This is a genomic window from Brevundimonas sp. ZS04, from assembly GCF_001956865.1.
GTDB lineage: Bacteria > Pseudomonadota > Alphaproteobacteria > Caulobacterales > Caulobacteraceae > Brevundimonas > Brevundimonas diminuta.
This window is the reverse complement of the sequence record NZ_MTHE01000019.1, coordinates 1-22,249: the sequence shown is the minus strand read 5'-3', so window position 1 is coordinate 22,249 and position 22,249 is coordinate 1. Positions and strand designations below refer to the sequence as shown.

General features: G+C 67.6%; 24 protein-coding genes and 1 other RNA gene. 10 read left to right on the top strand and 15 right to left on the bottom strand.

Annotation, left to right across the window (positions count from 1 at the left end):
- Positions 1 to 21: 21 nt before the first annotated feature.
- The 5 genes from BJP32_RS17840 to tkt all read right to left on the bottom strand — a co-directional run bounded on the left by BJP32_RS17840 (position 22) and on the right by tkt (position 6,505).
- The gene (locus tag BJP32_RS17840; protein WP_128720536.1) at positions 22 to 276 is read right to left on the bottom strand and encodes a YbdD/YjiX family protein; all 255 of its coding nucleotides are present in this window, start codon (positions 274 to 276) and stop codon (positions 22 to 24) included.
- A complete protein-coding gene (locus BJP32_RS15395; protein ID WP_046653222.1) occupies positions 269 to 2,356 on the bottom strand; it encodes a carbon starvation CstA family protein in 2,088 nt (695 codons plus the stop codon). The genes BJP32_RS17840 and BJP32_RS15395 overlap by 8 nt, the downstream gene beginning before the upstream one ends.
- 125 nt (positions 2,357 to 2,481) lie before the next feature.
- Positions 2,482 to 3,675, bottom strand: coding sequence for a formate-dependent phosphoribosylglycinamide formyltransferase (purT, locus tag BJP32_RS15390; protein WP_046653223.1), 1,194 nt, complete (start codon positions 3,673 to 3,675; stop codon positions 2,482 to 2,484).
- 23 nt (positions 3,676 to 3,698) lie between these two features.
- Entirely contained in the window at positions 3,699 to 4,550 is an 852-nt protein-coding gene (locus BJP32_RS15385; RefSeq protein WP_046653224.1) for an alpha/beta hydrolase, read from the bottom strand.
- A 5-nt stretch (positions 4,551 to 4,555) separates the two neighbouring features.
- The gene (tkt, locus tag BJP32_RS15380) at positions 4,556 to 6,505 is read right to left on the bottom strand and encodes a transketolase (protein ID WP_046653411.1); all 1,950 of its coding nucleotides are present in this window, start codon (positions 6,503 to 6,505) and stop codon (positions 4,556 to 4,558) included.
- Positions 6,506 to 6,649: 144 nt separating this feature from the next.
- Between tkt and BJP32_RS15375 the strand changes: the two genes are divergently transcribed.
- The 6 genes from BJP32_RS15375 (at position 6,650) to BJP32_RS15350 (ending at position 9,994) form a co-directional block, all read left to right on the top strand.
- Positions 6,650 to 6,940: a hypothetical protein gene (locus BJP32_RS15375; protein WP_046653226.1), complete on the top strand. Its 291-nt coding sequence runs from the start codon at positions 6,650 to 6,652 to the stop codon at positions 6,938 to 6,940.
- Positions 6,940 to 7,281, top strand: coding sequence for a cell division protein ZapA (locus BJP32_RS15370; protein ID WP_003165793.1), 342 nt, complete (start codon positions 6,940 to 6,942; stop codon positions 7,279 to 7,281). Before BJP32_RS15375 ends, BJP32_RS15370 begins: the two co-directional genes overlap by 1 nt.
- Before the next feature lie 35 nt (positions 7,282 to 7,316).
- Positions 7,317 to 8,006 carry a DUF4336 domain-containing protein gene (locus tag BJP32_RS15365; protein WP_046653228.1) on the top strand — a complete coding sequence of 230 codons (690 nt, stop codon included), beginning with the start codon at positions 7,317 to 7,319 and terminating at the stop codon, positions 8,004 to 8,006.
- Positions 8,007 to 8,195: 189 nt separating this feature from the next.
- Positions 8,196 to 8,356, top strand: a non-coding RNA gene (gene ssrS, locus BJP32_RS15360) — 6S RNA.
- 274 nt (positions 8,357 to 8,630) lie between these two features.
- Positions 8,631 to 9,176 carry a 5-formyltetrahydrofolate cyclo-ligase gene (locus tag BJP32_RS15355; RefSeq protein WP_046653229.1) on the top strand — a complete coding sequence of 182 codons (546 nt, stop codon included), beginning with the start codon at positions 8,631 to 8,633 and terminating at the stop codon, positions 9,174 to 9,176.
- Positions 9,173 to 9,994, top strand: a complete 822-nt coding sequence (locus BJP32_RS15350; RefSeq protein ID WP_046653231.1) for a TIGR00282 family metallophosphoesterase — start codon at positions 9,173 to 9,175, stop codon at positions 9,992 to 9,994. Before BJP32_RS15355 ends, BJP32_RS15350 begins: the two co-directional genes overlap by 4 nt.
- 53 nt (positions 9,995 to 10,047) lie before the next feature.
- Here BJP32_RS15350 and BJP32_RS15345 read toward each other — a convergent pair whose 3' ends face one another.
- The 4 genes from BJP32_RS15345 to BJP32_RS15330 form a co-directional block, all read right to left on the bottom strand.
- Complete coding sequence (locus tag BJP32_RS15345) at positions 10,048 to 11,064, bottom strand: glycosyltransferase family 4 protein (RefSeq protein ID WP_046653233.1); 1,017 nt, start codon at positions 11,062 to 11,064, stop codon at positions 10,048 to 10,050.
- A gap of 141 nt (positions 11,065 to 11,205) precedes the next feature.
- Positions 11,206 to 11,574 (bottom strand): indole-3-glycerol-phosphate synthase, encoded by a 369-nt coding sequence (locus BJP32_RS15340; RefSeq protein WP_076224719.1) that lies wholly within the window; start codon positions 11,572 to 11,574, stop codon positions 11,206 to 11,208.
- Complete coding sequence (gene purL, locus BJP32_RS15335) at positions 11,574 to 13,784, bottom strand: phosphoribosylformylglycinamidine synthase subunit PurL (RefSeq protein ID WP_076224718.1); 2,211 nt, start codon at positions 13,782 to 13,784, stop codon at positions 11,574 to 11,576. Before purL ends, BJP32_RS15340 begins: the two co-directional genes overlap by 1 nt.
- Positions 13,785 to 13,825: 41 nt before the next feature.
- Positions 13,826 to 14,620 carry a hypothetical protein gene (locus BJP32_RS15330; protein WP_076224716.1) on the bottom strand — a complete coding sequence of 265 codons (795 nt, stop codon included), beginning with the start codon at positions 14,618 to 14,620 and terminating at the stop codon, positions 13,826 to 13,828.
- A gap of 121 nt (positions 14,621 to 14,741) precedes the next feature.
- On the opposite strand from BJP32_RS15330, the gene BJP32_RS15325 reads away from it, so the two are divergent.
- Positions 14,742 to 14,996 (top strand): hypothetical protein, encoded by a 255-nt coding sequence (locus BJP32_RS15325; protein WP_233126868.1) that lies wholly within the window; start codon positions 14,742 to 14,744, stop codon positions 14,994 to 14,996.
- Between the two features lie 39 nt (positions 14,997 to 15,035).
- Positions 15,036 to 16,130: an aspartyl/asparaginyl beta-hydroxylase domain-containing protein gene (locus BJP32_RS15320; protein WP_076224715.1), complete on the top strand. Its 1,095-nt coding sequence runs from the start codon at positions 15,036 to 15,038 to the stop codon at positions 16,128 to 16,130.
- On the opposite strand, the gene purQ is transcribed toward BJP32_RS15320, so the two are convergent.
- The 3 genes from purQ to BJP32_RS15305 form a co-directional block, all read right to left on the bottom strand.
- Positions 16,127 to 16,789 carry a phosphoribosylformylglycinamidine synthase subunit PurQ gene (purQ, locus tag BJP32_RS15315; protein WP_003165784.1) on the bottom strand — a complete coding sequence of 221 codons (663 nt, stop codon included), beginning with the start codon at positions 16,787 to 16,789 and terminating at the stop codon, positions 16,127 to 16,129. The genes BJP32_RS15320 and purQ overlap by 4 nt on opposite strands.
- A gap of 33 nt (positions 16,790 to 16,822) precedes the next feature.
- Positions 16,823 to 18,064: an MFS transporter gene (locus tag BJP32_RS15310; RefSeq protein WP_233126867.1), complete on the bottom strand. Its 1,242-nt coding sequence runs from the start codon at positions 18,062 to 18,064 to the stop codon at positions 16,823 to 16,825.
- A gap of 107 nt (positions 18,065 to 18,171) precedes the next feature.
- Positions 18,172 to 18,654 carry a YbhB/YbcL family Raf kinase inhibitor-like protein gene (locus tag BJP32_RS15305; protein WP_046653241.1) on the bottom strand — a complete coding sequence of 161 codons (483 nt, stop codon included), beginning with the start codon at positions 18,652 to 18,654 and terminating at the stop codon, positions 18,172 to 18,174.
- Between the two features lie 124 nt (positions 18,655 to 18,778).
- Between BJP32_RS15305 and BJP32_RS15300 the strand changes: the two genes are divergently transcribed.
- Positions 18,779 to 19,948, top strand: coding sequence for a cyclopropane-fatty-acyl-phospholipid synthase family protein (locus BJP32_RS15300; RefSeq protein WP_046653242.1), 1,170 nt, complete (start codon positions 18,779 to 18,781; stop codon positions 19,946 to 19,948).
- Between the two features lie 64 nt (positions 19,949 to 20,012).
- Here BJP32_RS15300 and purS read toward each other — a convergent pair whose 3' ends face one another.
- Both purS and purC read right to left on the bottom strand, forming a co-directional pair.
- Positions 20,013 to 20,252, bottom strand: a complete 240-nt coding sequence (gene purS, locus BJP32_RS15295; RefSeq protein WP_046653243.1) for a phosphoribosylformylglycinamidine synthase subunit PurS — start codon at positions 20,250 to 20,252, stop codon at positions 20,013 to 20,015.
- Complete coding sequence (gene purC / locus BJP32_RS15290; RefSeq protein ID WP_003165779.1) at positions 20,252 to 21,010, bottom strand: phosphoribosylaminoimidazolesuccinocarboxamide synthase; 759 nt, start codon at positions 21,008 to 21,010, stop codon at positions 20,252 to 20,254. Before purC ends, purS begins: the two co-directional genes overlap by 1 nt.
- Positions 21,011 to 21,270: 260 nt before the next feature.
- Here purC and BJP32_RS15285 point away from each other — a divergent pair, with 260 nt between their 5' ends.
- Positions 21,271 to 21,594 (top strand): DUF1476 domain-containing protein, encoded by a 324-nt coding sequence (locus BJP32_RS15285; RefSeq protein ID WP_003165778.1) that lies wholly within the window; start codon positions 21,271 to 21,273, stop codon positions 21,592 to 21,594.
- 150 nt (positions 21,595 to 21,744) lie between these two features.
- Here the strand turns inward: BJP32_RS15285 and BJP32_RS15280 are convergent.
- Positions 21,745 to 22,249: fasciclin domain-containing protein (locus BJP32_RS15280; RefSeq protein ID WP_198935303.1), on the bottom strand; the 505-nt coding region annotated here is incomplete at its 5' end.

Sequence of the window (22,249 nt, the reverse complement as noted above, 5' to 3'; positions counted from 1 at the left end):
TCCGGGTGCGGTCAAGCCGCTTCAGCAGCAGCGGAAGCCGCCGCCTTCGCCGAACCGCCGCGCCTCATGCAGGCGGAAGAAGGCGGTGCGGTCCAGCGGCGCCTGATCCGGGTGGGTGACGGCGGCGTGGGCGACATAGGCGTCATAATCCGGCTGGCCGATCATCAGCCCGGCGGTGCGGCGGGCGTCCTTGCCCCACCGCACCAACGTGTCCCGGCAGGCGCAGAGCAGGTCTGCGCCGCCGGTCGTCGCTGAGGATGAAGAGGACTTAAGCACGGGCGATGTCCATGGCTTCGTCGGTCAGGGTCAGCTCATGCGCGGCCGGGGTTTCGACCACGGTCGGCTGGTCGGACTTCAGCGCCTTGAGACAGGCCCCGACGCCATAGACCACGACCGTCAGCACCACGAACAGGAAGCCCGCCGTCAGCGCCGAGTTGACGTAGTCGTTGACGATGACCCGGTGCATGTCGCCGATGGTCTTGGCCGGGGCCAGGATGTCGCCGGCGGCCATGGCGTCCTGATACTTCCGGGCGTGGGCCAGGAAGCCGATCTTCACGTCGGGGTGGAACAGCTTCTGCAGCCCTGCCGTGACCGTGCAGATCAGCAGCCAGACCGCCGGAACCGCCGTGGCCCAGGCGAACCTGTGCCGCTTCATCTTGAACAGGACGACCGTGCCCAGGATCAGGGCGACCGCCGCCAGCATCTGGTTGGCGATACCGAACAGGGGCCACAGGCTGTTGATCCCGCCCAGCGGATCGACCACGCCGGTATAGAGGAAATAGCCCCACAGCCCGACCGTCAGTGCCGTGGCCACGACGTTGCCGGTCCAGGACTGGGTCTGGCGCATCTTCGGCACGGCCATGCCCAGCAGGTCCTGGATCATGAAGCGGCAGACGCGGGTGCCCGCATCGACCGTGGTCAGGATGAACAGGGCCTCGAACAGGATGGCGAAGTGATACCAGAAGGCCATCATGGCCTTGCCGCCGATGACGCCCGACAGGATGTGGGCCATGCCGACGGCCAGGGTCGGGGCGCCGCCCGCGCGCGACAGGATGGAATGCTCGCCCACATCCTTGGCCAGTTGCTCCAACTCGGCCGGGGTGATGTGGAAGCCCCACTGGGCCACGGCGGCGGCGGCGGCGCCGGCGTTGTCGCCGATGACGGCGACCGGGCTGTTCATGGCGAAATAGACGGCCGGGTCCAGCACGGTGGCGGCGATCAGGGCCATGATGGCCACGAAGCTTTCGCACAGCATGGCGCCATAGCCGATCAGCGGGATCTGATTCTCGTTCTCCAGCAGCTTGGGCGTGGTGCCCGACGAGATCAGGGCGTGGAAGCCCGACACGGCTCCGCAGGCGATGGTGATGAACAGGAAGGGGAACAGGGCGCCCGAGAAGACCGGCCCGGTGCCGTCGATGAAGGGGGTGATGGCGGGCATCTGCACATGCGGCCGCACGATCAATATGCCGACGGCCAGGGCGACGATGGCGCCGATCTTCAGGAAGGTGGACAGGTAGTCGCGCGGCGCCAGCAGCAGCCACACCGGAATGACCGAGGCGATGAAGCCATAGGCCATCATGGCCAGCGCCAGCGTCGTGCCCGACAGGGTGAAGGCCGGACCCCAGACCGGATCAGCCGCCACATGGCCGCCGCCGATGATGGCCAGAACCAGCAGCACCACGCCGATCACCGACACCTCGCCCACCCGGCCGGGGCGTAGGAAGCGGGTGTACAGGCCCATGAAGACGGCGATGGGGATGGTGGCGGCGACGGTGAAGGTGCCCCAGGGGCTCTCGGCCAGCGCCTTGACCACCACCAGCGCCAGCACGGCCAGGATGATGACCATGATCATCAGCACCCCGACCTGGGCGATGACGCCGGGGATCGGCCCCATCTCGGTGCGGACCATGTCGCCCAGCGACCGGCCGTCGCGGCGGGTCGACATGAACAGGACGATCATGTCCTGCACCGCCCCCGCCAGCACGGCGCCGACCAGAATCCACAGCACGCCGGGCAGATAGCCCATCTGCGCCGCCAGCACCGGCCCGACCAGCGGCCCTGCGCCCGCGATGGCCGCGAAATGGTGGCCGAACAGGACGTTGCGTGGCGTCGGAACGTAATCCAGCCCGTCATTGTGCCGGACGGCCGGTGTGGGCCGCCTTGCGTTCAGCCCCAGCACCTTCCCGGCCAGATAGCGGGCGTAGAAGCGGTAGGCGATGGCGTAGACGCACAACGCCGCGACCACGATCCATACGGCGCTGATGCTCTCGCCCTGGTGCAGGGCGATGACGGCGAGGGACACGGCCCCCAGGATAGCGATGGCGCCGAATATCAGCGCCGTCTTGAGCTTGCCCATGACGAACGGTCCTCCGGGTCGACTGGGTGCGACCTTTCGTCTTTTTTGGACCCTAATCGCGTCCGGCGCCAATCGACAAAAGTCGAAGAAGCTTGGCCGGTCCTTCTCCCCTTGCGGGAGAAGGATTACGGAGCGACCACTCGCACCTTGCCCGCCGCCTCGGCCGCGCGCGCACGCGCCTCGTCCGTGTCCGCCCCCCGCGCCAGCGCCACGCCCATGCGGCGGCGCTCATAGGCCTCGGGCTTGCCGAACAGGCGCAGGTCGGCGGTCGGGACCGACAGGGCCTCGGCCACGCCTTCGAACACCACGCCCTGCGCCTCCATGCCGCCGTAGATGACAGCGCTGGCGCCGGGTTCGCGCAAGGTCACGTCCACGGGCAAGCCCAGAATGGCGCGGGCGTGCAGGGCGAACTCGCTCATGACCTGCGTCGCCAGCGTCACCAGCCCGGTGTCATGCGGACGCGGCGACACCTCCGAGAACCAGACCTCGTCGCCCTTCACGAACAGTTCGACGCCGAAGACGCCGAGACCGCCCAGCGCCTCCGTCACCTTGGTCGCAATGGCCTGCGCCGTCTTCAGGGCGGCGGGGCTCATGATCTGCGGCTGCCAGCTTTCGACATAGTCGCCCTTCTGCTGGCGATGACCGATGGGGGCGCAGAAGTTCGTACGGACCGCGCCGTCGCGCAACGACCGCACCGTCAGCAGGGTGATCTCATAGTCGAAGTCGATGCGCCCCTCGACGATGACGACGCCGCCCGCGACCCGCCCCGACGCTTCGGCATAGGCCCAGGCGTCGGCCACGCCCTCAGGCCCCTCGACACAGGACTGGCCCTTGCCCGAGGACGACATGACCGGCTTGACGAAGCAGGGGAAGCCCACCGCCTGCGCCCCCGCCGCCAGTTCCTCGGCCGAGGCGGCGAAGGCGTAGGGACTGGTCGGCAGGCTCAGCTCTTCGGCGGCCAGACGGCGGATGCCTTCGCGGTTCATGGTCAGCTGGGTGGCGCGGGCGGTGGGGATGACGCGGGCCAGCCCCGCCGCCTCGATAGCCGCCAGGGCGTCGGTGGCGATGGCCTCGATCTCTGGCACGATGATGTGCGGGGCCTCGGCCATGATGATCCCGTTCAGCACCTGGGGATCGGTCATGGGGATGACGTGGCTGCGGTGCGCCACCTGCATGGCGGGGGCGTTGGCGTAGCGGTCGACCGCGATCACCTCGGCGCCGAGGCGTTGCAGCTCGATGGCCACCTCCTTGCCCAGCTCGCCCGAGCCCAGCAGCATGACGCGCGTGGCGTGGTCGGTAAGCGGCGTGCCGATCTTCATGGCGTCAGGCTCCGAAAAGTCGTTCAGGTTCCCGGCTCGGCCGGAACCGCATAGAGGCGGCGGAAGGCGTCCAGCGCGGCGCCGTGATAGATGGTGGCGTGGCTCTCGTTCGGGCGCGGGGTGAAGTCCCAGGTGACGCCGGGCAGGGCGTGATCGCGCAGGTTGGCGGTCAGCACGTCCATCGGCGCCTGCATCATCTCGCCCTCGTCGCCCAGCGTCAGGATCAGGGTGCGCGGGTCGTTGGAGTGGTCGCGCAGATGCGCGCCCGACTGCCGCGCCAGCTGGCCGCCGTCCCACCACAGGCTGGGGCTGACGGCGACATAGGCGTCGAACATCTGCGGTTCCTTCAGGAAGGTCTCGACCACGAAGAGGCCCGCCAGGGACTCGCCCATCAGGGCCGTCTCGCCGCTGGTGCGATAGCGGACGTCGATGAAGGGCATGGCCTCTTCGGCGATGAAGCGGCGAAAGCGGTCGGACTGCCCCTGCGTCGGATAGCGGGCGATCAGTTCGGCGTCGTCGGTCGGCAGGGCCAGCTCGTTGCGGCGGTCCATCGAGGCGACGCCCACGACGATGACGTCGCGCGTCGTGCCGACGATGGTCCCCAACTGGGCGATGCCCGAGATGTGGTGAAAGTCCTGATCCTGTCCGCCGTCGAGGACGTAGAGGACGGGATAGGTCTGATTGCTTTGCGCGTAGCCGGGCGGCAGCCAGACGTTGATCTCGCGCGTCTGGTTCATGATGGCGGAGGGCAGGGCGTAGGACTGGCCGATGACAACGGGCGTCTCGACCGCCATGGGGGCGGTTGTCTCGGCGAAGGCAGGCGCGCCGCCCGCCATCGACAAGCCGAAGCTCAGGACGAGGGCGAGGCGGCGCATGGGGCTTACAGCCGGGCCTTGGCGGCTTCGACCACGGCCTCGGCGGTGATGCCGAACTCGCGGTAGAGGACTTCGGCCGGGGCCGAGGCGCCGAACGACGACATGCCGACAAAGCCGCCGTCCTCGCCGATGAAGCGTTCCCAGCCCTGCTTGATCGCGGCCTCGACGGCGACGCGGACGGTGCCGCGGCCGATGACGGCGTCCTGATAGGCCTTGGGCTGCTGCTCGAACAGGGCGAAGCAGGGGACCGACACCACGCGGGTGGGCACGCCTTCGGCCTCCAGCGTCTCGGCGGCCTTCAGCGCCAGGGCGACCTCGGTGCCGGTGCCGAACAGGGTGACTTTCGCCGCGCCATTGGCGGCCTTCAGCTCATAGGCGCCCTTGCGGGACAGGTTCTCGCCCGCATCGGTCACGCGCACGGCCGGGGTCTTCTGGCGCGACAGGCACATGGCGGTCGGCGTGGTCTTGTGCTGCAGGGCGACCTGCCAGCACTCCAGCGCCTCGACCGTGTCCGCCGGGCGCATGGTCAGCAGGTTCGGAATGGCGCGCAGGGCCGCCAGATGCTCGACCGGCTGGTGGGTCGGGCCGTCTTCGCCCAGGCCGATGCTGTCGTGCGTCAGGACGTGGATCGCGCGTACGCCCATCAGGGCGCCCAGACGGATCGCCGGACGGCTGTAGTCCGCAAACGCCATGAAGGTGCCGCCGTAGGGGATGACCCCGCCGTGCAGCGCCAGGCCGTTCATCGCCGCGGCCATGCCGAACTCGCGGATGCCGTAGTTCAGGTAGCGGCCGGCGTAATCCGGCGCGTCCATGATCTGGGTGTTCTTGACGAAGGTGTTGTTCGAGCCGGTCAGGTCGGCCGAGCCGCCGACCATTTCCGGGATGGCGTTGAACACCGTCTCCAGCGCCTCGCCCGAGGACTGGCGCGTGGCCAGGGCGGGCTTGTCCTCGATCAGCGACTTCAGCTTGGCGTCCAGCGCCTCGAAGGCGCCGGTGGGCAGGTCGCCCGCCATCGCGCGAGTGAAGTCGTCGCGGTGGTCGTGGTTCAGCAGGCGGGCTTCCCAGGCCTTGCGGGCCTTGCCGCCCTGCTTGCCGACCTTGGCCCAGGCCTTCTGCACGCCTTCCGGCAGCTCGAACGGCGCGAAGGGCCAGTTCAGCGCCTGGCGGGTCGCCGCGATCTCGGTGGCGCCCAGGGCCGCGCCGTGGGTCTTGTGGCTGCCTTCCATGGTGGCGGCGCCCTTGCCGATCTTGGTCTTGCAGGCGATCAGCGTCGGCTTGTCCTGCTTGGTCGCCCAGGCCAGGGCCTTCTGGATCTGCCTATAGTCGTGGCCGTCGATGGCCTTGACCGCCCAGCCCGAGGCCTTGAAGCGGGCCAGCTGGTCGGTGGCGTCCGACAGCGACACCTTGCCGTCGATGGTGATTTCGTTGTCGTCCCACAGGACACACAGCTTGTTCAGCTTCAGGCGGCCGGCCAGGGCGATGGCCTCCTGCGACACGCCTTCCATCAGGCAGCCGTCGCCGGCGACGACCCAGGTGCGGTGATCGACCAGATCCTTGCCGAAGCGCGCCGCCAGATGGCGCTCCGCCAGGGCGAAGCCGACCGAGGTGGCCAGGCCCTGACCCAGCGGGCCGGTGGTCGTCTCGATCCCGGCCATGTGGCCGTACTCGGGGTGGCCGGCGGTCTTGAAGCCCCACTGGCGGAAGTTTTCCAGCTGTTCCTTGGTGGCGTCCTTGTAGCCCGTCAGGTGCAGCAGGCTGTAGATCAGCATCGAGCCGTGACCGGCCGACAGGATGAAGCGGTCGCGGTCGGCCCAGTCGGGACGGCTGGCGTCGAACTTCAGGAATTTCGAATAAAGGACGGTGGCGATGTCGGCCATGCCCATCGGCATTCCGGGGTGGCCGCTCTTGGCCTTTTCGACCGCATCCATGGACAGCACCCGGATGGCGTCGGCCATCTGCTTGGGCGAAGGCTTGGCGAATGCAGCTTGGGCGTCGGTCACGGCGAGACCTTTCCTCAGGAACAGGATAAAGCGGGGGCGGCGCCGCTTTACCCCGGCGCGCCGGCAGGTTCTACACGGAATCTGGAAGAAAGGACCATCATGGACGCCGTTACGGCTGCAAAGGCGCGGATTGATCGAGCGCTGGCTGATCTGGAGCGCAAGGTGCTTGAGCTGAAAGCCAGGCCCGCCTCGGCGCCGCCCATCGCGGACGACGACCTGTTCGCGCCGCGCGCCTCGAACGCGGCCGACCTGGCCCGCATCGCCGAGCTGGAGACGGCCGGTCAGGAAACAGCCCAGGCGCTGGCCCGCGCGGCCGACGCCGTGCGCGAGGTGCTGGCGCAGCAGCAGGCGGCTTCACAACAAGCCGCTGGGCAAGAGGAGACGAACTGATGGCGACGGTGACGGTAGAGGTCCACGGCCGCCCCTATGCAGTGGGCTGCGCCGACGGTCAGGAGGCGCGGGTGCGCGACCTGGCGGCCCAGTTCAACGAACGGGTGCAGGGCGTGGCCGATCAGGTCGGCCAGGTCGGCGACGTGCGGCTGTTCCTGATGGCCGCCCTGATGCTGGCCGACGAGCTTGGAGAAGCGAAACGCCAGGCGGCGGTCCAGAACTCGGGTCGCGCCAAGGCGGCGACGGCGGCCGTCGCGACGCCCGCCCCGGCCAGCGACGGCGTGGCCGAGGCCCTGAACGCCGTGGCCGCCCGTATCGAGAAGATCGTCCAGACGATGTAGGGCGTCGCCTCTATAAACCGCATTCGGACACCGACATGCTCCAAGACTTCGGAACGGACATATGGATTGCCGATGGCCCGGTGGTGGTCGGCGGCGGGGGATTTCGCTACCCGACCCGGATGGCGGTGATGCGGCTTGCGGATGGGGAGCTGGTCGTTTGGTCGCCAGTGTCGCTTAGCCTGGAAATGCGTCAGGCGGTCGGCCGACTTGGACCGGTCGGATTCATCGTTCCGCCCAACGCCCTCCATCACAGCTTTGTCGGGGAATGGCAGGAGGCCTATCCGCACGCCAAAACTCTGGCGCCGCCTACATTGGCGGAAAAGCGTGCCGATCTGAGGTTCGATGGGGCGTTAGCGGCGACAGCGCCGAGCAGCTGGGAGGGGCAGATCGACCTGATCATCTTCGAGAACGCCATCGCCAGCGAGGCCGTACTGTTTCATCGCCCGAGCGGCACGGCCATTTTCACCGATCTACTGCAGAACCTGCCGGAGGACTGGTATCATGGCTGGCGGGCGCTGGTGGCTCGCCTCGACCTGATGACGGGGCCGGTTGCGGAAGTTCCGCGCAAATTCCGACTGGCCACAAGGGACCGCACCGCGGCGCGTGCGAGCCTTGCGAAAGTGCTCGAATGGCCAACCGAACGTATCCTGATGGCGCATGGCCGACCCATCCTGACGGATGCGCGTCAGCATCTGCGACGGGCTTTTTCCTGGCTGACCCGTTAGGCGGGTTCGATACGGAGCAGCGTTAGTAAAACAGGAGTTTGCGCTTTCGTGGGAATGAGCTGGCGTCGCGTCGTCTCCATCCGACTTCGTCTTGACGGGCTCTGTCACCCCTCCCTTCTATGAGGAGGGAGAAACGCGCGCTTCGCCATTGTTGAAACCTGTCCGAACGCCTATCTTGCGCGACGGCGGGTCATGCTGCGGCTCACGTCGAAGACAACATATCCTTCTGACCTTAATTCACTCATAGGGATCTGTCCCTGTCCGGGCTCGAGGGCCTGGGCATACGGAGCCCACCTGGCTACCCAGGTCGAGAGGATTTAAACGTTCTTCACGGCTCACGCGGCGCCGCCAACCGATCTTTATTTAGTGCGCTATCGCTCGCGACGCGGTCGCTTGCTGCTTGAGCGCGTTTTGGTGCGCTACGCTGGAGACGCAGTCGCTGGCCCCTTGCGCAGTTGGCGAGCATTTCTCCAATCGTTCCTTCTCCCGCCGTCATCCTCGGGCTTGACCCGAGGATCGAGTTGGGCGACGCGCTCGACCTGTCGGCGTTCAGTGCGCCGTTAGGCTGGATCCTCGGGTCAAGCCCGAGGATGACGGTGGAATTTGGCGAAGGGCCGAGCGGCGATGACCCCCAAGCACGAACTCCGGGCCGCCATGCGCGCGCTTCGCAAGCGCTTGGGCGAGGCTGATCCCGAAGCCGCCGAGCGCGCCGCGAGCCATGCCGACGCCTTGCCGTCTTCTGAAATCGTCGCCCTCTATCGCGCCATGGGGTCGGAGCTGGATACCGACGCCCTGGCCAACACCCTGCACCAGGCGGGCCGTCGCCTGTGCCTGCCGGTCGTGCTGGAGCGCGACGCGGCCATGATCTTCCGCGCCTGGGCGCCGGGCGAGCCGCTGGAGCTGGACGCCGCCGGATGTCCCGCGCCTCTGCCGCTGAGCGAGGTGGTGCGGCCGGACCTGATCCTGACGCCCCTGTTGGCCTTCGATGCTCACGGCGGACGGTTGGGCCAGGGGGGCGGCTATTACGACCGGACCTTCGCGATGCTGCCCGATGCGCGCCGGGTCGGCTTCGCCTATGCCGGGCAGGCGGTCGATCGCCTCGATCTGGAGCCGCACGACATCCGCCTGCATGGCGTTTTGACCGAGACCGGCTATAGAGCGATCTCATGAGATTGGCGTTTTTCGGTGATGTGGTCGGCAAGTCCGGGCGCGATGGACTTTCGGACCACCTGCCGGGGTTGAGGCGCGACCTCAGGCTCGATTTCGTGGTGGTCAACGCCGAGAACGCGGCGGGCGGTTTCGGCATCACCGAGAATACGGCCAACGACATCTTCAACGCCGGGGCCGACGTCCTGACGCTGGGCAACCACAGCTGGGACCAGCGCGAGGCCCTGACCTATATCGTGCGAGAGCCGCGCCTGATCCGCCCGGCCAACTATCCGCGCCTGATGGATGCGCCGGGCCGGGGCGCCGACGTCTTCGTCACCGCCGACGGTCGCCGGGTGCTGGTCATCAATGTCCTGGGCCGCGTCCACATGGACCCGATGGATGACCCCTTCAGCGCCGTGGAGCGCGAGTTGGAGGCCGCGCCGCTGGGCGTCGTCGCCGACGCCGTCATCGTCGACATGCACGCCGAGGCCACCAGCGAGAAGATGGGCATGGGCCACTTCTGCGACGGCCGCGCCAGTCTGGTGGTCGGCACCCACACCCACGTCCCGACCGCCGACGCGCAGATCCTGCCCCACGGTACGGCCTATCAGACCGATGCGGGCGGCTGCTGCGACTACGACTCCGTCATCGGCAACGACAAGGAAGAGCCGCTGCGCCGTTTCACCACCCGTCTGTCGGGCGGACGCTATGTCCCCGCCAGCGGCCCGGCGACCATTTGCGGCGTCTTCGTCGAGACCGACGACCGTACGGGCCTGGCCAAGCGCGTCGAGCCGATCCGCGTCGGCGGCCGTCTCAGCCAGGCGGTCCCGCAGATCTGACGCCGGCCTGCCGCTCTCGGCGATCCGAGGCCGCAACGGGCTCAGCCGCCGCGTTATCGTCCAAGACTTTTGGCGTGGACCAGACGTTCGCGTAGGTCGTGCAACTGCGCCGCGCGGTGTCCTGGGGTGTGCGTGTGCGCCACATAGGCTTGAGCCGCACGGGCCAACTCCAAGCGTCGCGCGGGGTCGCGGATCAGGTCGTCCATCGCGGCGCCCAGTCCATCGGCGGTCAGATCATCGACATAGACGGCGTGCGGGCCGCTGGCTTCGCGCAGGCCGCCGCGCCCGGATGAGATCAGGGCCGCGCCCGCCGCATGGGCCTCCAGCGCGGTCAGGCCCAAGGGTTCGGCCCAGACCGAAGGCGTCAGGGCGATGGCCGCACGCTGCATGACCGCGCGAACCTCGCTCAGCGGCGCCGACTTCAACACCGTCACCCGGTCGCCGAACCGTTCCAGAGGGGCGACATGGGGTTCGGCCCAGGCGGCGTGCTTGTTCCAGTCGTTCAGCATCAGCACGGCGCGCCAGTCGGGATGACGCTCCAGCACGGCGGGCAGGGCGGCGCAGATCAGGTCCACGCCTTTTTCCTGCATGGCGCGGCCGGCGAAGGCGATCAGCGGTTCGCGACCGTCGACCGGCGCGCGCCACAGGTCGACATTGATGGGGTTGGGAACGGCGAAAGCCTTGGGTTCCTGCTTCGGATAATCCTGAAGGAATTCTCGACGTCCCGCGTCGCTGACGAAGATCAGGCCGTCGATCTGGCGGAACCGTCGTTCATAGCGCCAACGATCAAGCAGGCCTCGCGGCGACTTCAGCGCATTGTGCCGATAGAGTACGCGCGTGGCGCGAGGAAAGCGCCGGGAGATTTGAAGCGCCTGACGCAGCTGTTGGTGGAATTCAATGACGTCCGGATCGAAGTCGTCCAGGGCCTTCTCAAGCGCCGAAAGCCGCTTCTTATTTCTGGGCAGGCGATAGGCCGGAAGATTTCCGTGATCCTCGGCGCCTTCACAGCAGAAGATGCGCAATTCCGCATTCTGGTCGCCATGAGCCAGAGTGCGGACGACGGTCTCCATCGAGTTGGGTTGGGATAGGGAGAAGCAGCAACCTAAAGGCAGGACGACAGCGACTTTCAGCGGACGGCTCCCGTATAGGATGTATCAAGGCCAATGCTCGGCCTCCTACACCACGAATATGAACCTAGGCTGACATTTTGTTCATGGTCTCGCGGCGGCGCGGGCCTCCAGCGCGCGCAGACGGCCTTCCTCGGCCTTCAAGTCGCCGGTCAGCTGCCCTTTCAGCGCCGGATCTGTCGTGGCTGCCAGCAGGGCGCGCGTTTCCTCCACCGCCTGACGACGTGAGGCGATCAGTCGCGACAGTTCGTCCGGCTCATGCAGGGCCGGGCCGGAGGCGGTTGGACGACGGATCGCCTGCGCCTCTTCTTCCTCAGTGGTCTTCAGCGCGGCTGCCTGTCGGGCGGCGGCCGCGTCGCGCAGCGCGTGCTGGACGGGATCGCCGCCCTCGAACTCGCAGGCCGACAGCGGGGCGGCGCCCGCAACGACGAGGATGAGGGCGGCGCTGCGCATCAGCCTTCGATCCAGTTCGGCATCCAGCCTTCGTGGAACTCGCGCACATGGGCGACGGGGATGCGGAACAGTTCGCCCTTCGGACCCGAGGAGGCGAAGTCCGTTCCCTTGACCAGACCCACGACCGAGGCGTGCAGCCCCGCGTCCTTGGCCTTGGCGATCAGGGCGTCGGCGTCCGACACGGCGACCAGATAACGGGCCTGGTCCTCGCCGAACAGGAAGGCGTGGGCGTGGGCGGCGCTGGAGGCGTTCAGTTCGATCCCGACGTCCGAGGCCAGGGCGATGTCCGCCGCCGCCCCGACCAGACCGCCGTCCGACAGGTCGTGGACCAGGGTCAGTTCGCCCGCCTCGATCAGGCCGCGCACGAAGTCGCCGGTCTTGCGTTCCAGCTTCAGGTCGACCGGCGGCGGGGCGCCGTCCTCGCGGCCCAGCACCTCGCGCAGATAGATGGAAGCGCCCAGTTCGCCGTGCGTCTGGCCGATCAGCACCAGCTGGTCGCCCTCGGCCGCACCGCCGAATCCGGTGGTCACGTCGTAGTTGGTCAGCAGGCCCACGGCGCCGACGGTCGGCGTCGGCGGAATGGCGACGCCGTTGGTCTCGTTATACAGGCTGACGTTGCCGCTCACGACCGGGAAGTCCAGTTCGCGGCAGGCCTCGGCCATGCCGTCGGTGGCGCGCACGATCTGGCCCATGATCTCGGGCCGCTGCGGGTTGCCGAAGTTCAGGTTGTCGGTGATGGCGATGGGGCGCGAACCCACGGCGGTCAGGTTACGCCACGCCTCGGCCACGGCCTGCTTGCCGCCTTCATAAGGGTCGGCCTGGACATAGCGCGGGGTGCAGTCGCTGGTGACGGCCAGGCCCTTTTCCGTGCCGTGGACGCGGATCACGCCCGCGTCGGCGCCGGTCGAGCTGTCCTGCAGCGTGTCGGCCATGACGTGGCGGTCGTACTGCTCCCAGATCCAGCGCTTGGACGCCATGTCGGGGCAGGCGACGACCTTCAGCACGGCGTCGTTCCAGCTTTCGGGCGCGGGGACTTCGGCCGGGTCGAGTCGCGGTTGCAGCTCCGGCTGAACCCACGGACGGTCGTACAGCGGCGCGTCGTCGAACAGCGGGGCCAGCGGCACGTCGCAGACCACCTCGCCGTGGTGCTTCAGCACCAGATGGCCGGTGTTGGTGGTCTTGCCGATGATGGCGAAGTCCAGCCCCCACTTCTGGAAGATGCGATAGCCGACGTCCTCGAAGCCGGGCTTCAGCACGGCCAGCATCCGCTCCTGGCTTTCCGACAGCATCATCTCATAGGCGGTCATGCCGGTTTCGCGCTGGGGCACCTTGTCGAGGTCCAGCTCGACGCCGACGCCGCCCTTGCCGGCCATCTCGACGGACGAAGAGGTCAGGCCCGCTGCGCCCATGTCCTGAATGGCGGCCACGGCGCCCGAGGCCATCAGCTCCAGCGTGGCCTCGATCAGCAGCTTTTCGGCGAAGGGGTCGCCGACCTGCACCGTCGGGCGCTTGGCGTCCGACTCGTCGTCGAACTCGGCCGAGGACATGGTGGCGCCGTGGATGCCGTCGCGGCCGGTCTTGGAGCCGAAATAGACCACGTCGTGGCCCGCTTCCGGCGCGGCCGAATAATAGATCTCATCGGCGCGAGCTAGGCCGACGCACATGGCGTTGACCAGGATGTTGCCGTTGTAGCCCTTGTGGAAGTTGGTCTCGCCCGCGACCGTCGGCACGCCGACGCAGTTGCCGTAGCCGCCGATGCCGCTGACCACGCCCTTGACCAGACGCTTGGACTTCTCGTGCGACGGGTCGCCGAAACGCAGGGCGTTCAGCAGGGCCACCGGGCGCGCGCCCATGGTGAAGACGTCGCGCATGATGCCGCCCACGCCCGTCGCCGCGCCCTGATAGGGCTCGATGTAGGAGGGGTGGTTGTGGCTCTCCATCTTGAAGATGCAGGCGTCGCCGTCGTCGATGTCGATCACGCCCGCGTTCTCGCCGGGGCCGCAGATGACGCGCTCGCCCGTGACCGGGAACTTCATCAGCTGCTTCTTGGACGACTTGTAGGAGCAGTGCTCGGACCACATGACCGAGAAGACGCCCAGCTCGACCTGGTTGGGCTCGCGGCCCAGCCGGTCCAGCAGGACTTGATATTCATTGGGGGCGAGGCCGTACTCTTCGGCCAGCTGGGCGATGGTCTTTTGGGGCGCGCTCATGGGCGGGCCTTCTAGCCGTCTCTGGGGCGTCTGTCAGCCCGTCAACGGCGTTCGACGCCGCGTCTCAAACCGAAGACGATGATGACCCCCGCCACCACCAGCGCAAAGGCCGCCGCCAGAGCCGTGAAGGCCAGCACCGGCTTGACCTCCTGCTCGGCCACGAAGGCCCCCACCAGACCCCAGGCGATGGGCAGGGGATAGGCCAGGGTCCGCACGGCCCAGGTCACGCCGATCCCGACCAGGGTGGTCGCGGCCACGGCCAGCACGGCCCAGCCGGTCGGCGACAGGGCGGCCGGCAGGGCCTCGAACGCCGTCGCCACGGTGATCAGGTTCAGCGGCGCCGCCACGGTCAGCCAGCCCGCCAGCGCCGCCAGCGGCCAGATCAGGAACCAGCGGTCGCGCTCCATCGTCCCTGTGGCGCGGATCGTACGCGCGCTGCCCAGCATCGGCAGCAGCAGGGCCAGGAGCGAGGCGAAGATGACGACCACGCTGGCCGCCTTCAGGTTCAGCGCCGCCATGACGATCCAGAAGCCGATGCCGAAGAAGGCGACGACCGACGGCCAGCCCATGCGGTTGATCAGCACGCTCTCGCCCGTCTGGGGCAAGGCCTGACGCCCAGCGTAGATCAGTATGCCCAGATACAGCAGGCTCCAGATCGAAAAGGCGTAGCCCGCCACCCGCAGCGTCTGGTTCCCGTCGGCGGCGAACTCCGCCTGGCTCAGGCCGAAGCCGCCCAGGGCCTGAACGATGGGAACGACGACGGCGAAGACGGCCGCGGCCAGAACGGCCAGACGGCGCGTCTGCTGGGCGGGGGTGGGGCGTTCGATGGCGGTCATGCGTCTCTCCGGCTCAGCTTCGCCGTATCTACGCGCTGGGCCGAAGAAGGTTCATCGACGGCGCATGGAACCGCGACCGGGCTTCCAGCCTTGCTTTCAGGCCATTGAGAAGGAGGCCGTCATGACCGACCCGAACAAACCGGACACAGGCAAGCCGGACCCTATCGAACAGACGTTCGAGGATGAGGTCGAGACCAACCGCGCCCTGGAGCAGGGCCTGGGCGTCGGCGCTCGCGAACTGGCCGCCATTCATGAATCCGGCGCCGAAGGCACCCTGGAGCGCGCGACGGATGAGGACGACGAACCGGTCGAGGAGGACGTCGAGCTCGGCGATTCCGGCCGCAGCGCCAGCGTTCTGGACCGCAAGGACGGCTGAACGCTTGACCGTCGCCGCAGGGGGCGGTTCCATCCGGTCATGACCGATGTCCGCTCTACGGATCCGCAGCTTCAGGCCGACGCGCTCATCCGTCAGGCTCGACAGGCGCGCGAACGGTCAGATGCAGCAGCGCTGACGGCGGCGGCCGAAGCCCTGTTGGCGATCAACCCGCGCGAGCCGCGCGCCCTGGTGTTCAAGGGCGACGCCCTCAGCGCTCAGGGGGATCATCGTTCGGCCATGAGCTTCTACGGCGCCGCCCTGGCTCAGGCGCGCACGATCGCCGCCCCGCCGTCGGATTTGCGGGCGGAACTGCAGCACGCCGCCGCCGCCCAGGCCGAGGGCGCGCGCCGTTTCGAGCAGGGGCTGCGCGAGGGCCTGAGCCAACGCGGCTTTGACTCCGCGACGTCCAGCGCCCGCTTCGCGGCTTCTCTGGACCTGATGACGGGGCGTCGGCGGCTCTACTATCAGCAGCCGAAATTCTACATGTTTCCGGGCCTGCCGCAGATCGAGTTTCAGCCGCGCGAGACCGTCGCCTGGCTGGCTGAGGTCGAGGCGGCGGCGCCCGCCATCCGCGCCGAACTGGACGCCATCCTGGCCGAACCGGCCCTGTTCGCGCCCTATATCGAGGATCGGGCCAATCGCCCCCGGCACGACCAGGCGGGGCTGCTGGGCAATGACGCCTGGAGCGCGGTCTTCCTGTGGAAGGACGGGGCCGAGGTTCCCGAAATCGCCGTACGCTGTCCGCAGACGATGCAGGCGCTGGCGGCGGCGCCCCTGTGCCGCATCCCCGGCCGTTCGCCGTCGATTCTGTTCTCCAGGCTTCAGGCGGGGGCGAAGATTCCGCCGCACCACGGGCTGATCAATACGCGCCTGATCTGCCACCTGCCGTTGGTCGTGCCGCCGGACTGCTGGTTCCGCGTCGGCGGCGAAGAGCGTCAGTGGAAGGCGGGCCAGGCCTGGGCCTTTGACGACACGATCGAGCACGAGGCCGCGAACGACAGCGATCAGGATCGCACCATCCTGATCTTCGATGTCTGGAAGCCTGAGATCACCGCTGAGGAGCAGGCGTTGATCCGTGCCCTGTTCGCAACGATCGACGCCAGCGGCGCGGCTGCGCCCAAGCTGGGCGTTTAGGCCGCCGCGTAGATGCTCTGGAACAGGATCGCGCCGTCGGCGCTGCCCAGTTCGGCTTCGAACGCGCGGTCCGGGTGGGGCATCATGCCCAGGACGTTGCCGCGTTCATTCTGCAGGCCCGCGATGTCGCCGACGGAGCCGTTCGGGTTGTCGACGTAGCGGAAGACCACCTGGCCCTCGCCCTCGATGCGCTTCAGGGTCTCTTCGTCGGCGAAATAGTTACCGTCGGCGTTGCCCTGGGTCATGATGATTTCGCGCTGGCCCTGATAGCCCGAGGTGAAGCGGGTCTGGCCGTTGGCGACGGTGATGCTGATCGGCTTGCAGATGTATTTCAGGCTGCTGTTGCGCATCAGGGCGCCCGGCAGCATTCCGGCTTCGCACAGCACCTGGAAGCCGTTGCAGATGCCGACCACGGTGACGCCGTCGTCAGCGGCCTTCTTGACCGCCTGCATGATCGGGGCCTGAGCCGCCATCGCGCCGCAGCGCAGATAGTCGCCGTAGGAGAAGCCGCCCGGCAGCACGATCAGGTCGAGGCCCTTGGGCAGTTCGGTCTCGGCGTGCCAGACCATCTGGACCTGCTCGCCAGTGGAACGTTCGACGGCGACCTTGCAGTCGCGATCGCAGTTGGAACCGGGGAATACAATGACAGCTGCGCTCATGGCCGGGCCTCCTAGCACCCTTCGCGATGAATGTCAGGCGTCGCTTTGCTGCGCCTTGCGTCCCGTAGCCCAGGCGACGACCCAGATCGCGAAACCGCCCAGCGACAGAGCCACCCCGACCCACCCGGTCGAGGTCCAACCCCAGCCCGCCGCCACGGCCATGCCCGCCAGCAGGGGGCCTATGGCGTTGGCCGTGTTGAAGGCTGAGTGATTGAGGGCCGCCGCCAGGGTCTGGGCGTCGCCGGCCACGTCCATCAGCCGGGTCTGCAGCACCGAGCCCAGCCCGCCGCCGCCGCCGATCAGCACCACCACGATCATCACGGCCCACAGATGCGGCGCGGCGAAGGGGTAGAGGGCCAGGGCCGTCGCGCTCCACAACAGCAGGCCGCCCGCCGCGATCATGCCGAAGCGGTCGGCGGCCCATGCGCCCAGCAGATTGCCCGCCACCATGCCTAAGCCGAACAGGGCGAAGACCCAGGGCAGGACTTCCGGCCCTACGCCCGTCACGGCCTTCAGCGTCGAGGCCAGATAGGCGTAGACCGCGAACATGCCGCCGAAGCCGACGGCGCCGACGCCCAGCGTCAGCCACACCTGGCCGCGCTTCAGGGCGCCCAGTTCGCGCCAGGGACTGGCGTCGGGATGGGCCGGATCGCGCGGCGCGAACAGAGCGACCAGCGCCATGGTCAGCACCGCCAGTACGCTGACGATGGCGAAGGTCCAGCGCCAGCCGAAGGAGTGGCTGACGGCATTAGCGACCGGCACCCCGATCACCGTGGCGACCGTCAGGCCCAGCAGAACGGTCGAGACGGCCCGCGTCCTGAGCCGCAGCGGCACCAGCGACGCCGCGACCAGGGCCGCTACGCCGAAGTAGGTGCCGTGCGGAATGCCGCTGAGGAAGCGGAAGGCCAGCATCCACTCATAGGTGGGGGCGATGGCGCTCAGCGCATTGCCGACCGCGAACAGGGCCATGAAGCCGATCAGCAGCAGCCAGCGCGGCAGGCGCGCGCCCAGCACGGCCAGGATCGGCGCCCCGACGACCACCCCGGCGGCATAGGCGCTGATGACATGCCCCGCCGTCGGCTCGCTGACGCCCAGACCCGCCGCGAAGTCGGGCAGGACGCTCATGGCGGCGAACTCGGTCACGCCGATGGCGAAGCCGCCCATGGCTAGCGCCAGCAGCACCAGCGCCGCCTTGCCCGGTTCGGCCACGCGCTCGTCGCCGCTGGACGCGGCGCAGCGCGGATCGTCGAGGCAGGGAGCGTCGGCAGGGGCCATGGGGTGTCGCGATGCAGCAAGGGGAGGTTGCGCTGCAAAATAAGGACGCCGCCCACGGCATCAACCGGGGCGGCGTCGAAGCGGTCATCACGCTTTGTGTCGGCTGGTCAGCCTCGGTTCTCGTAGGTCGCCGTGATCGACGCCTTGGCCAGGGTGTGGAAGTGCAGATTGAAACCGAAGATCGCGCCCGAGTTGTCTTCCGTCACATCCAGTCGATCCACGTCCACGGCGAAGACGGTGAAGATGTAGCGGTGCGGGCCGTGGCCGGGCGGCGGGGCGGCGCCGCCGAAACCGGCCTCGCCATAGTCCGTGCGTCCCTGGACGGCGCCCTTGGGCAGGTTCGCCCCGCCTACGGCGCCCGCGCCGGCGGCCAGGGCGTTCACGTTCGCCGGGATGTTGGCGACCGTCCAGTGCCAGAAACCCGAGCCGGTCGGAGCGTCGGGATCATAGCAGGTGACGGCGAAGCTCCTGGTTCCTTCGGGCGCGCCCGACCACGACAGTTGCGGCGAGGCGTCGCCCAGCGCCTTGACCTGGGCGTCGGGCAGGACGCCTCCGTCGGAAAAGTCGGTCGAGGTGACGGTGAAGCTCATGGCGCGCTTTTCCTTGGACGGCGGATTCGGATGCTCAAACTAACGGAAGACTCGCCACGGGCGTTGCGTCGCGACATTCTGTCCCTAGCTAAGGTCAAGCTGTCTTGATGAGCGGAGGAACGGGATGCTGCAAGCCCTGTTGGACCGAACCTTTCAGACGCGGTCGATCCGGGTGCGGCTTCCGGACGGTCGAGAACTGACGGCGGGGCCGGGCGAACCGGAACTGACGGCTGTGCTGTCGGACATGAAGACTGCCGTCGCCATCGCCGCCAATCCTGATCTGGCGCTCGGCGAAGCCTTCATGGACGGCACGTTCCAGATCGAAGGCGGCAGCGTCTATGACTTCCTGCAACTGACGACTTCGCAGCTGGCGCTTCGGCCGCGCTCGCCCAAGCTGACCTGGATGCAGCGGATCAGGCGCGGCGCCGAGCAGGCCAACGACCGGCTTCATGCGCGCAGCAACGTCCATCACCATTACGATCTGACGGTCGACTTCTACCGCCTGTTCCTGGACGACGACCTGCAATATTCCTGCGCCTTCTTCGAGACGCCGGACGCCAGTCTGGAAGAGGCCCAGGTCGCCAAGAAGCGCCGCCTGATCGACAAGCTTCTGCTGGAGCCGGGTCACAGCGCCCTGGACATCGGCGCCGGCTGGGGCGGGCTGGGCCTGTCGATGGTCGAGCGCGGGGCGCGTGTGACCGGCGTCACCCTGTCGACCGAACAGCACCGCACGGCCAATGAGCGGGCGACGGCGCTGGGCGTCCTGGACCGGGCCGACTTCCGGCTTCAGGACTATCGCGACCTGAACCAGACCTTCGACCGCATCATTTCGGTGGGAATGTTCGAGCATGTCGGCGTGCCGAACTATCAGGAGTATTTCGACACCGTCGCTCGCCTGCTGGATGAGGACGGCGTGGCCGTGATCCATTCCATCGGGCGCAAGTCGCCGCCCAACCGCACCCAGCCGTGGGTGCGCAAATACATCTTCCCCGGCGGCTATATCCCGGCCCTGTCCGAGGTGCTGCCCGCCATCGAACGCGCGGGCCTGTGGGTCACGGACATGGAGGTGCTGCGCCTGCACTACGCCGAGACGCTGCGGCATTGGCGCGAGCGGTTTCTGGCGAGGCGCGGGGAGGCGCTGGCCATGTATGATGAGCGCTTCTGCCGGATGTGGGAGTTCTATCTCGCCGCCAGCGAGGTCGCTTTCCGCGAGCTGGGCCACATGGTGTTCCAGCTGCAGCTGACGAAGAAGCAGACGGCCGCGCCGCTGAGCCGGGATTACCTGTGCGGCTAGGCCGGAGGGCATAGAAAAAGGCCGCTCTTTCGAGCGGCCCTGATCGTCTGATCCGTCATCGCCATCAGGCGATTTCGATCCGGTAGCTTTCGATGACCGTGTTGGCCAGCAGGGTCTCGCACATGCGCTTCACCTCGGTCTCCTTGTCGGCGACGGCGTCGTCGAGGTCGAACTCGATCAGCTTGCCGACGCGGGCGTTAGCGACGCCGTTCCAGCCCAGACCCTGTAGGGCGCCTTCGACGGCCTTGCCCTGGACGTCCAGCACGCCGGGCTTGAGGAAGACGTGAACTTTAACCTTGGCCATTAATGCAGCCCTCCCTGAATCACGGTCGGCATGTCTTTCATGATGCCGAGGCGGCGGGCCACCTCGGTGTAGCTTTCGATGACGTCGCCCATGTCGCGGCGGAAGCGGTCCTTGTCCAGCTTCTCGCCCGTGGTCGAATCCCACAGGCGGCACGAGTCGGGGCTGATTTCGTCGGCCAGGATGACGCGGGCGAAGTCGTTCTCCCACACGCGGCCGAACTCGATCTTGAAGTCCACCAGGGTGATGCCGACGGCGCCGAACATGCCGCACAGGTAGTCGTTGACGCGGACCGTCATGGCCAGGATGTCGTCCAGCTCCTGGGTCGTGGCCCAGTTGAACGCCGTGATGTGCTCTTCCGTCACCATCGGGTCGTTCAACTCATCCTTCTTGTAGTAGAATTCGATGATCGAACGGGGCAGGGGCGTGCCCTCTTCCTGGCCCAGGCGCTGGGCTAGCGAGCCGGCGACGACGTTGCGGCAGACGACTTCCAGCGGAATGATCTCGACTTCGCGGATCAGCTGTTCGCGCAGGTTCAGGCGCTTGATGAAGTGGTTGGTCACGCCGATCGAGTTCAGGCGCGACATGATGAATTCGCTGATGCGGTTGTTGATGACGCCCTTGCCTTCCAGGGTCGCCTTCTTCTGCGCGTTGAAGGCGGTCGCGTCGTCCTTGAAATACTGGATCAGCGTGCCCGGCTCAGGCCCCTCGTACAGGATCTTGGCCTTGCCCTCGTAGAGCTTCTTGCGCTTGGTGTTCATCTTCGGGTCCCGGACGGGAAGGAAACGGACGGCCTCAAAACGAAAAACGCGCGGCCCGAAGGTCGGGGCGGCGCGGTCCTTGAATCGACGGCGGCTATATAGAACCACGCGCCCTTTAGCCGAAGGGCGTCTGTGACACAAATATCCTGAAGCGACCCTGCGTCAGCATACGCGACCGAAGTCTGGTTGCGTTCGGTCGCGCCGGGGGCCATAGAGCCGTTTGCGGACGAGACTGGTCCGTGACTGGAGTTACGACGCGCATGACGACCTTCGACGATCGGGAACAGGCCTATGAGGCCAAATACGCCCTCGATCAGGAACAGGAGTTCAAGGCCATCGCGCGTCGCAACAAGATGCTGGGCCTGTGGGCTGCCGAGAAGATGGGCCTGTCGACCGAGAGCGCCGAGCAATACGCCGCCGCCGTGGTGCGCGCCGACTTCGAACAGCCGGGCGAGGAAGACGTCTTCCGCAAGGTGGCCGGCGACTTCAAAGCGTCGGGCATGACGGTGTCCGAGGGCGAGCTGCGCTCCAAGATGGACGAACTGGCCTCGATCGCGCGCGAACAGATCCGCGCCGGCGAGTGATCCGCGTCGCAAACTGATCCCAGAAGGGCCGCAACCGTCGCCGGTTGCGGCCCTTCTTCGATCTGCCTCCCGCCGGGGAAACGAGAGCGACCGGAGGCGCCGGAGCGCATCGGATCAACGCGCCCGCGGCCGGTCGGTTCGATCCGACGCCTATTTCGGCATCAACACCGTGTCGACGACGTGAACCACGCCGTTCGACTGGGCCACGTCGGCCTGGGTGATGGTCGAGGTTCCGCCCTTGGCGTCGGTGATCTGCCACTTGCCGCCGCCGGCGTCCTTGACCGTCAGCTTCTCGCCCTGAACCGTGGTCAGGGTGGCGGTTCCGCCGTTGGCCTGGGCCTGGGCGGCGATGTCGGCGGCGGTCAGACGGCCGGGAACGACGTGATAGGTCAGCAGCTTGGTCAGCGCCGCCTTCTGGGCCGGCTGCATCCAGCCCTCGCGCGTGGCGGCGGGGATCTTGTCGAAGGCCGCATTGTCGGGCGCGAAGACGGTGAAGGGGCCGGCGCCCTGCAGTCGTTCCGTCAGGCCGGCGGTCTGAAGCGCGCTGACCAGGGTGGTCAGGTTCGGGGCCTTGGAGGCGTTGGCGACCAGATTGTCGGACGGGTTCATCGCTACGCCGCCGACCATGGGTTCGGTGGTGGCGGGGGCCATGGCG

Excerpts from the sequence above, each read along its gene's own strand:
- BJP32_RS15395 (WP_046653222.1), bottom strand. The coding sequence starts at position 2,356 with ATGGGCAAGCTCAAGACGGCGCTGATATTCGGCGCCATCGCTATCCTG.
- purT (WP_046653223.1), bottom strand. The coding sequence starts at position 3,675 with ATGAAGATCGGCACGCCGCTTACCGACCACGCCACGCGCGTCATGCTG.
- BJP32_RS15385 (WP_046653224.1), bottom strand. The coding sequence starts at position 4,550 with ATGCGCCGCCTCGCCCTCGTCCTGAGCTTCGGCTTGTCGATGGCGGGC.
- tkt (WP_046653411.1), bottom strand. The coding sequence starts at position 6,505 with ATGGCCGACGCCATCCGGGTGCTGTCCATGGATGCGGTCGAAAAGGCC.
- BJP32_RS15375 (WP_046653226.1), top strand. The coding sequence starts at position 6,650 with ATGGACGCCGTTACGGCTGCAAAGGCGCGGATTGATCGAGCGCTGGCT.
- BJP32_RS15370 (WP_003165793.1), top strand. The coding sequence starts at position 6,940 with ATGGCGACGGTGACGGTAGAGGTCCACGGCCGCCCCTATGCAGTGGGC.
- BJP32_RS15365 (WP_046653228.1), top strand. The coding sequence starts at position 7,317 with ATGCTCCAAGACTTCGGAACGGACATATGGATTGCCGATGGCCCGGTG.
- BJP32_RS15355 (WP_046653229.1), top strand. The coding sequence starts at position 8,631 with ATGACCCCCAAGCACGAACTCCGGGCCGCCATGCGCGCGCTTCGCAAG.
- BJP32_RS15350 (WP_046653231.1), top strand. The coding sequence starts at position 9,173 with ATGAGATTGGCGTTTTTCGGTGATGTGGTCGGCAAGTCCGGGCGCGAT.
- BJP32_RS15345 (WP_046653233.1), bottom strand. The coding sequence starts at position 11,064 with ATGGAGACCGTCGTCCGCACTCTGGCTCATGGCGACCAGAATGCGGAA.
- BJP32_RS15340 (WP_076224719.1), bottom strand. The coding sequence starts at position 11,574 with ATGCGCAGCGCCGCCCTCATCCTCGTCGTTGCGGGCGCCGCCCCGCTG.
- purL (WP_076224718.1), bottom strand. The coding sequence starts at position 13,784 with ATGAGCGCGCCCCAAAAGACCATCGCCCAGCTGGCCGAAGAGTACGGC.
- BJP32_RS15330 (WP_076224716.1), bottom strand. The coding sequence starts at position 14,620 with ATGACCGCCATCGAACGCCCCACCCCCGCCCAGCAGACGCGCCGTCTG.
- BJP32_RS15325 (WP_233126868.1), top strand. The coding sequence starts at position 14,742 with ATGACCGACCCGAACAAACCGGACACAGGCAAGCCGGACCCTATCGAA.
- BJP32_RS15320 (WP_076224715.1), top strand. The coding sequence starts at position 15,036 with ATGACCGATGTCCGCTCTACGGATCCGCAGCTTCAGGCCGACGCGCTC.
- purQ (WP_003165784.1), bottom strand. The coding sequence starts at position 16,789 with ATGAGCGCAGCTGTCATTGTATTCCCCGGTTCCAACTGCGATCGCGAC.
- BJP32_RS15310 (WP_233126867.1), bottom strand. The coding sequence starts at position 18,064 with ATGGCCCCTGCCGACGCTCCCTGCCTCGACGATCCGCGCTGCGCCGCG.
- BJP32_RS15305 (WP_046653241.1), bottom strand. The coding sequence starts at position 18,654 with ATGAGCTTCACCGTCACCTCGACCGACTTTTCCGACGGAGGCGTCCTG.
- BJP32_RS15300 (WP_046653242.1), top strand. The coding sequence starts at position 18,779 with ATGCTGCAAGCCCTGTTGGACCGAACCTTTCAGACGCGGTCGATCCGG.
- purS (WP_046653243.1), bottom strand. The coding sequence starts at position 20,252 with ATGGCCAAGGTTAAAGTTCACGTCTTCCTCAAGCCCGGCGTGCTGGAC.
- purC (WP_003165779.1), bottom strand. The coding sequence starts at position 21,010 with ATGAACACCAAGCGCAAGAAGCTCTACGAGGGCAAGGCCAAGATCCTG.
- BJP32_RS15285 (WP_003165778.1), top strand. The coding sequence starts at position 21,271 with ATGACGACCTTCGACGATCGGGAACAGGCCTATGAGGCCAAATACGCC.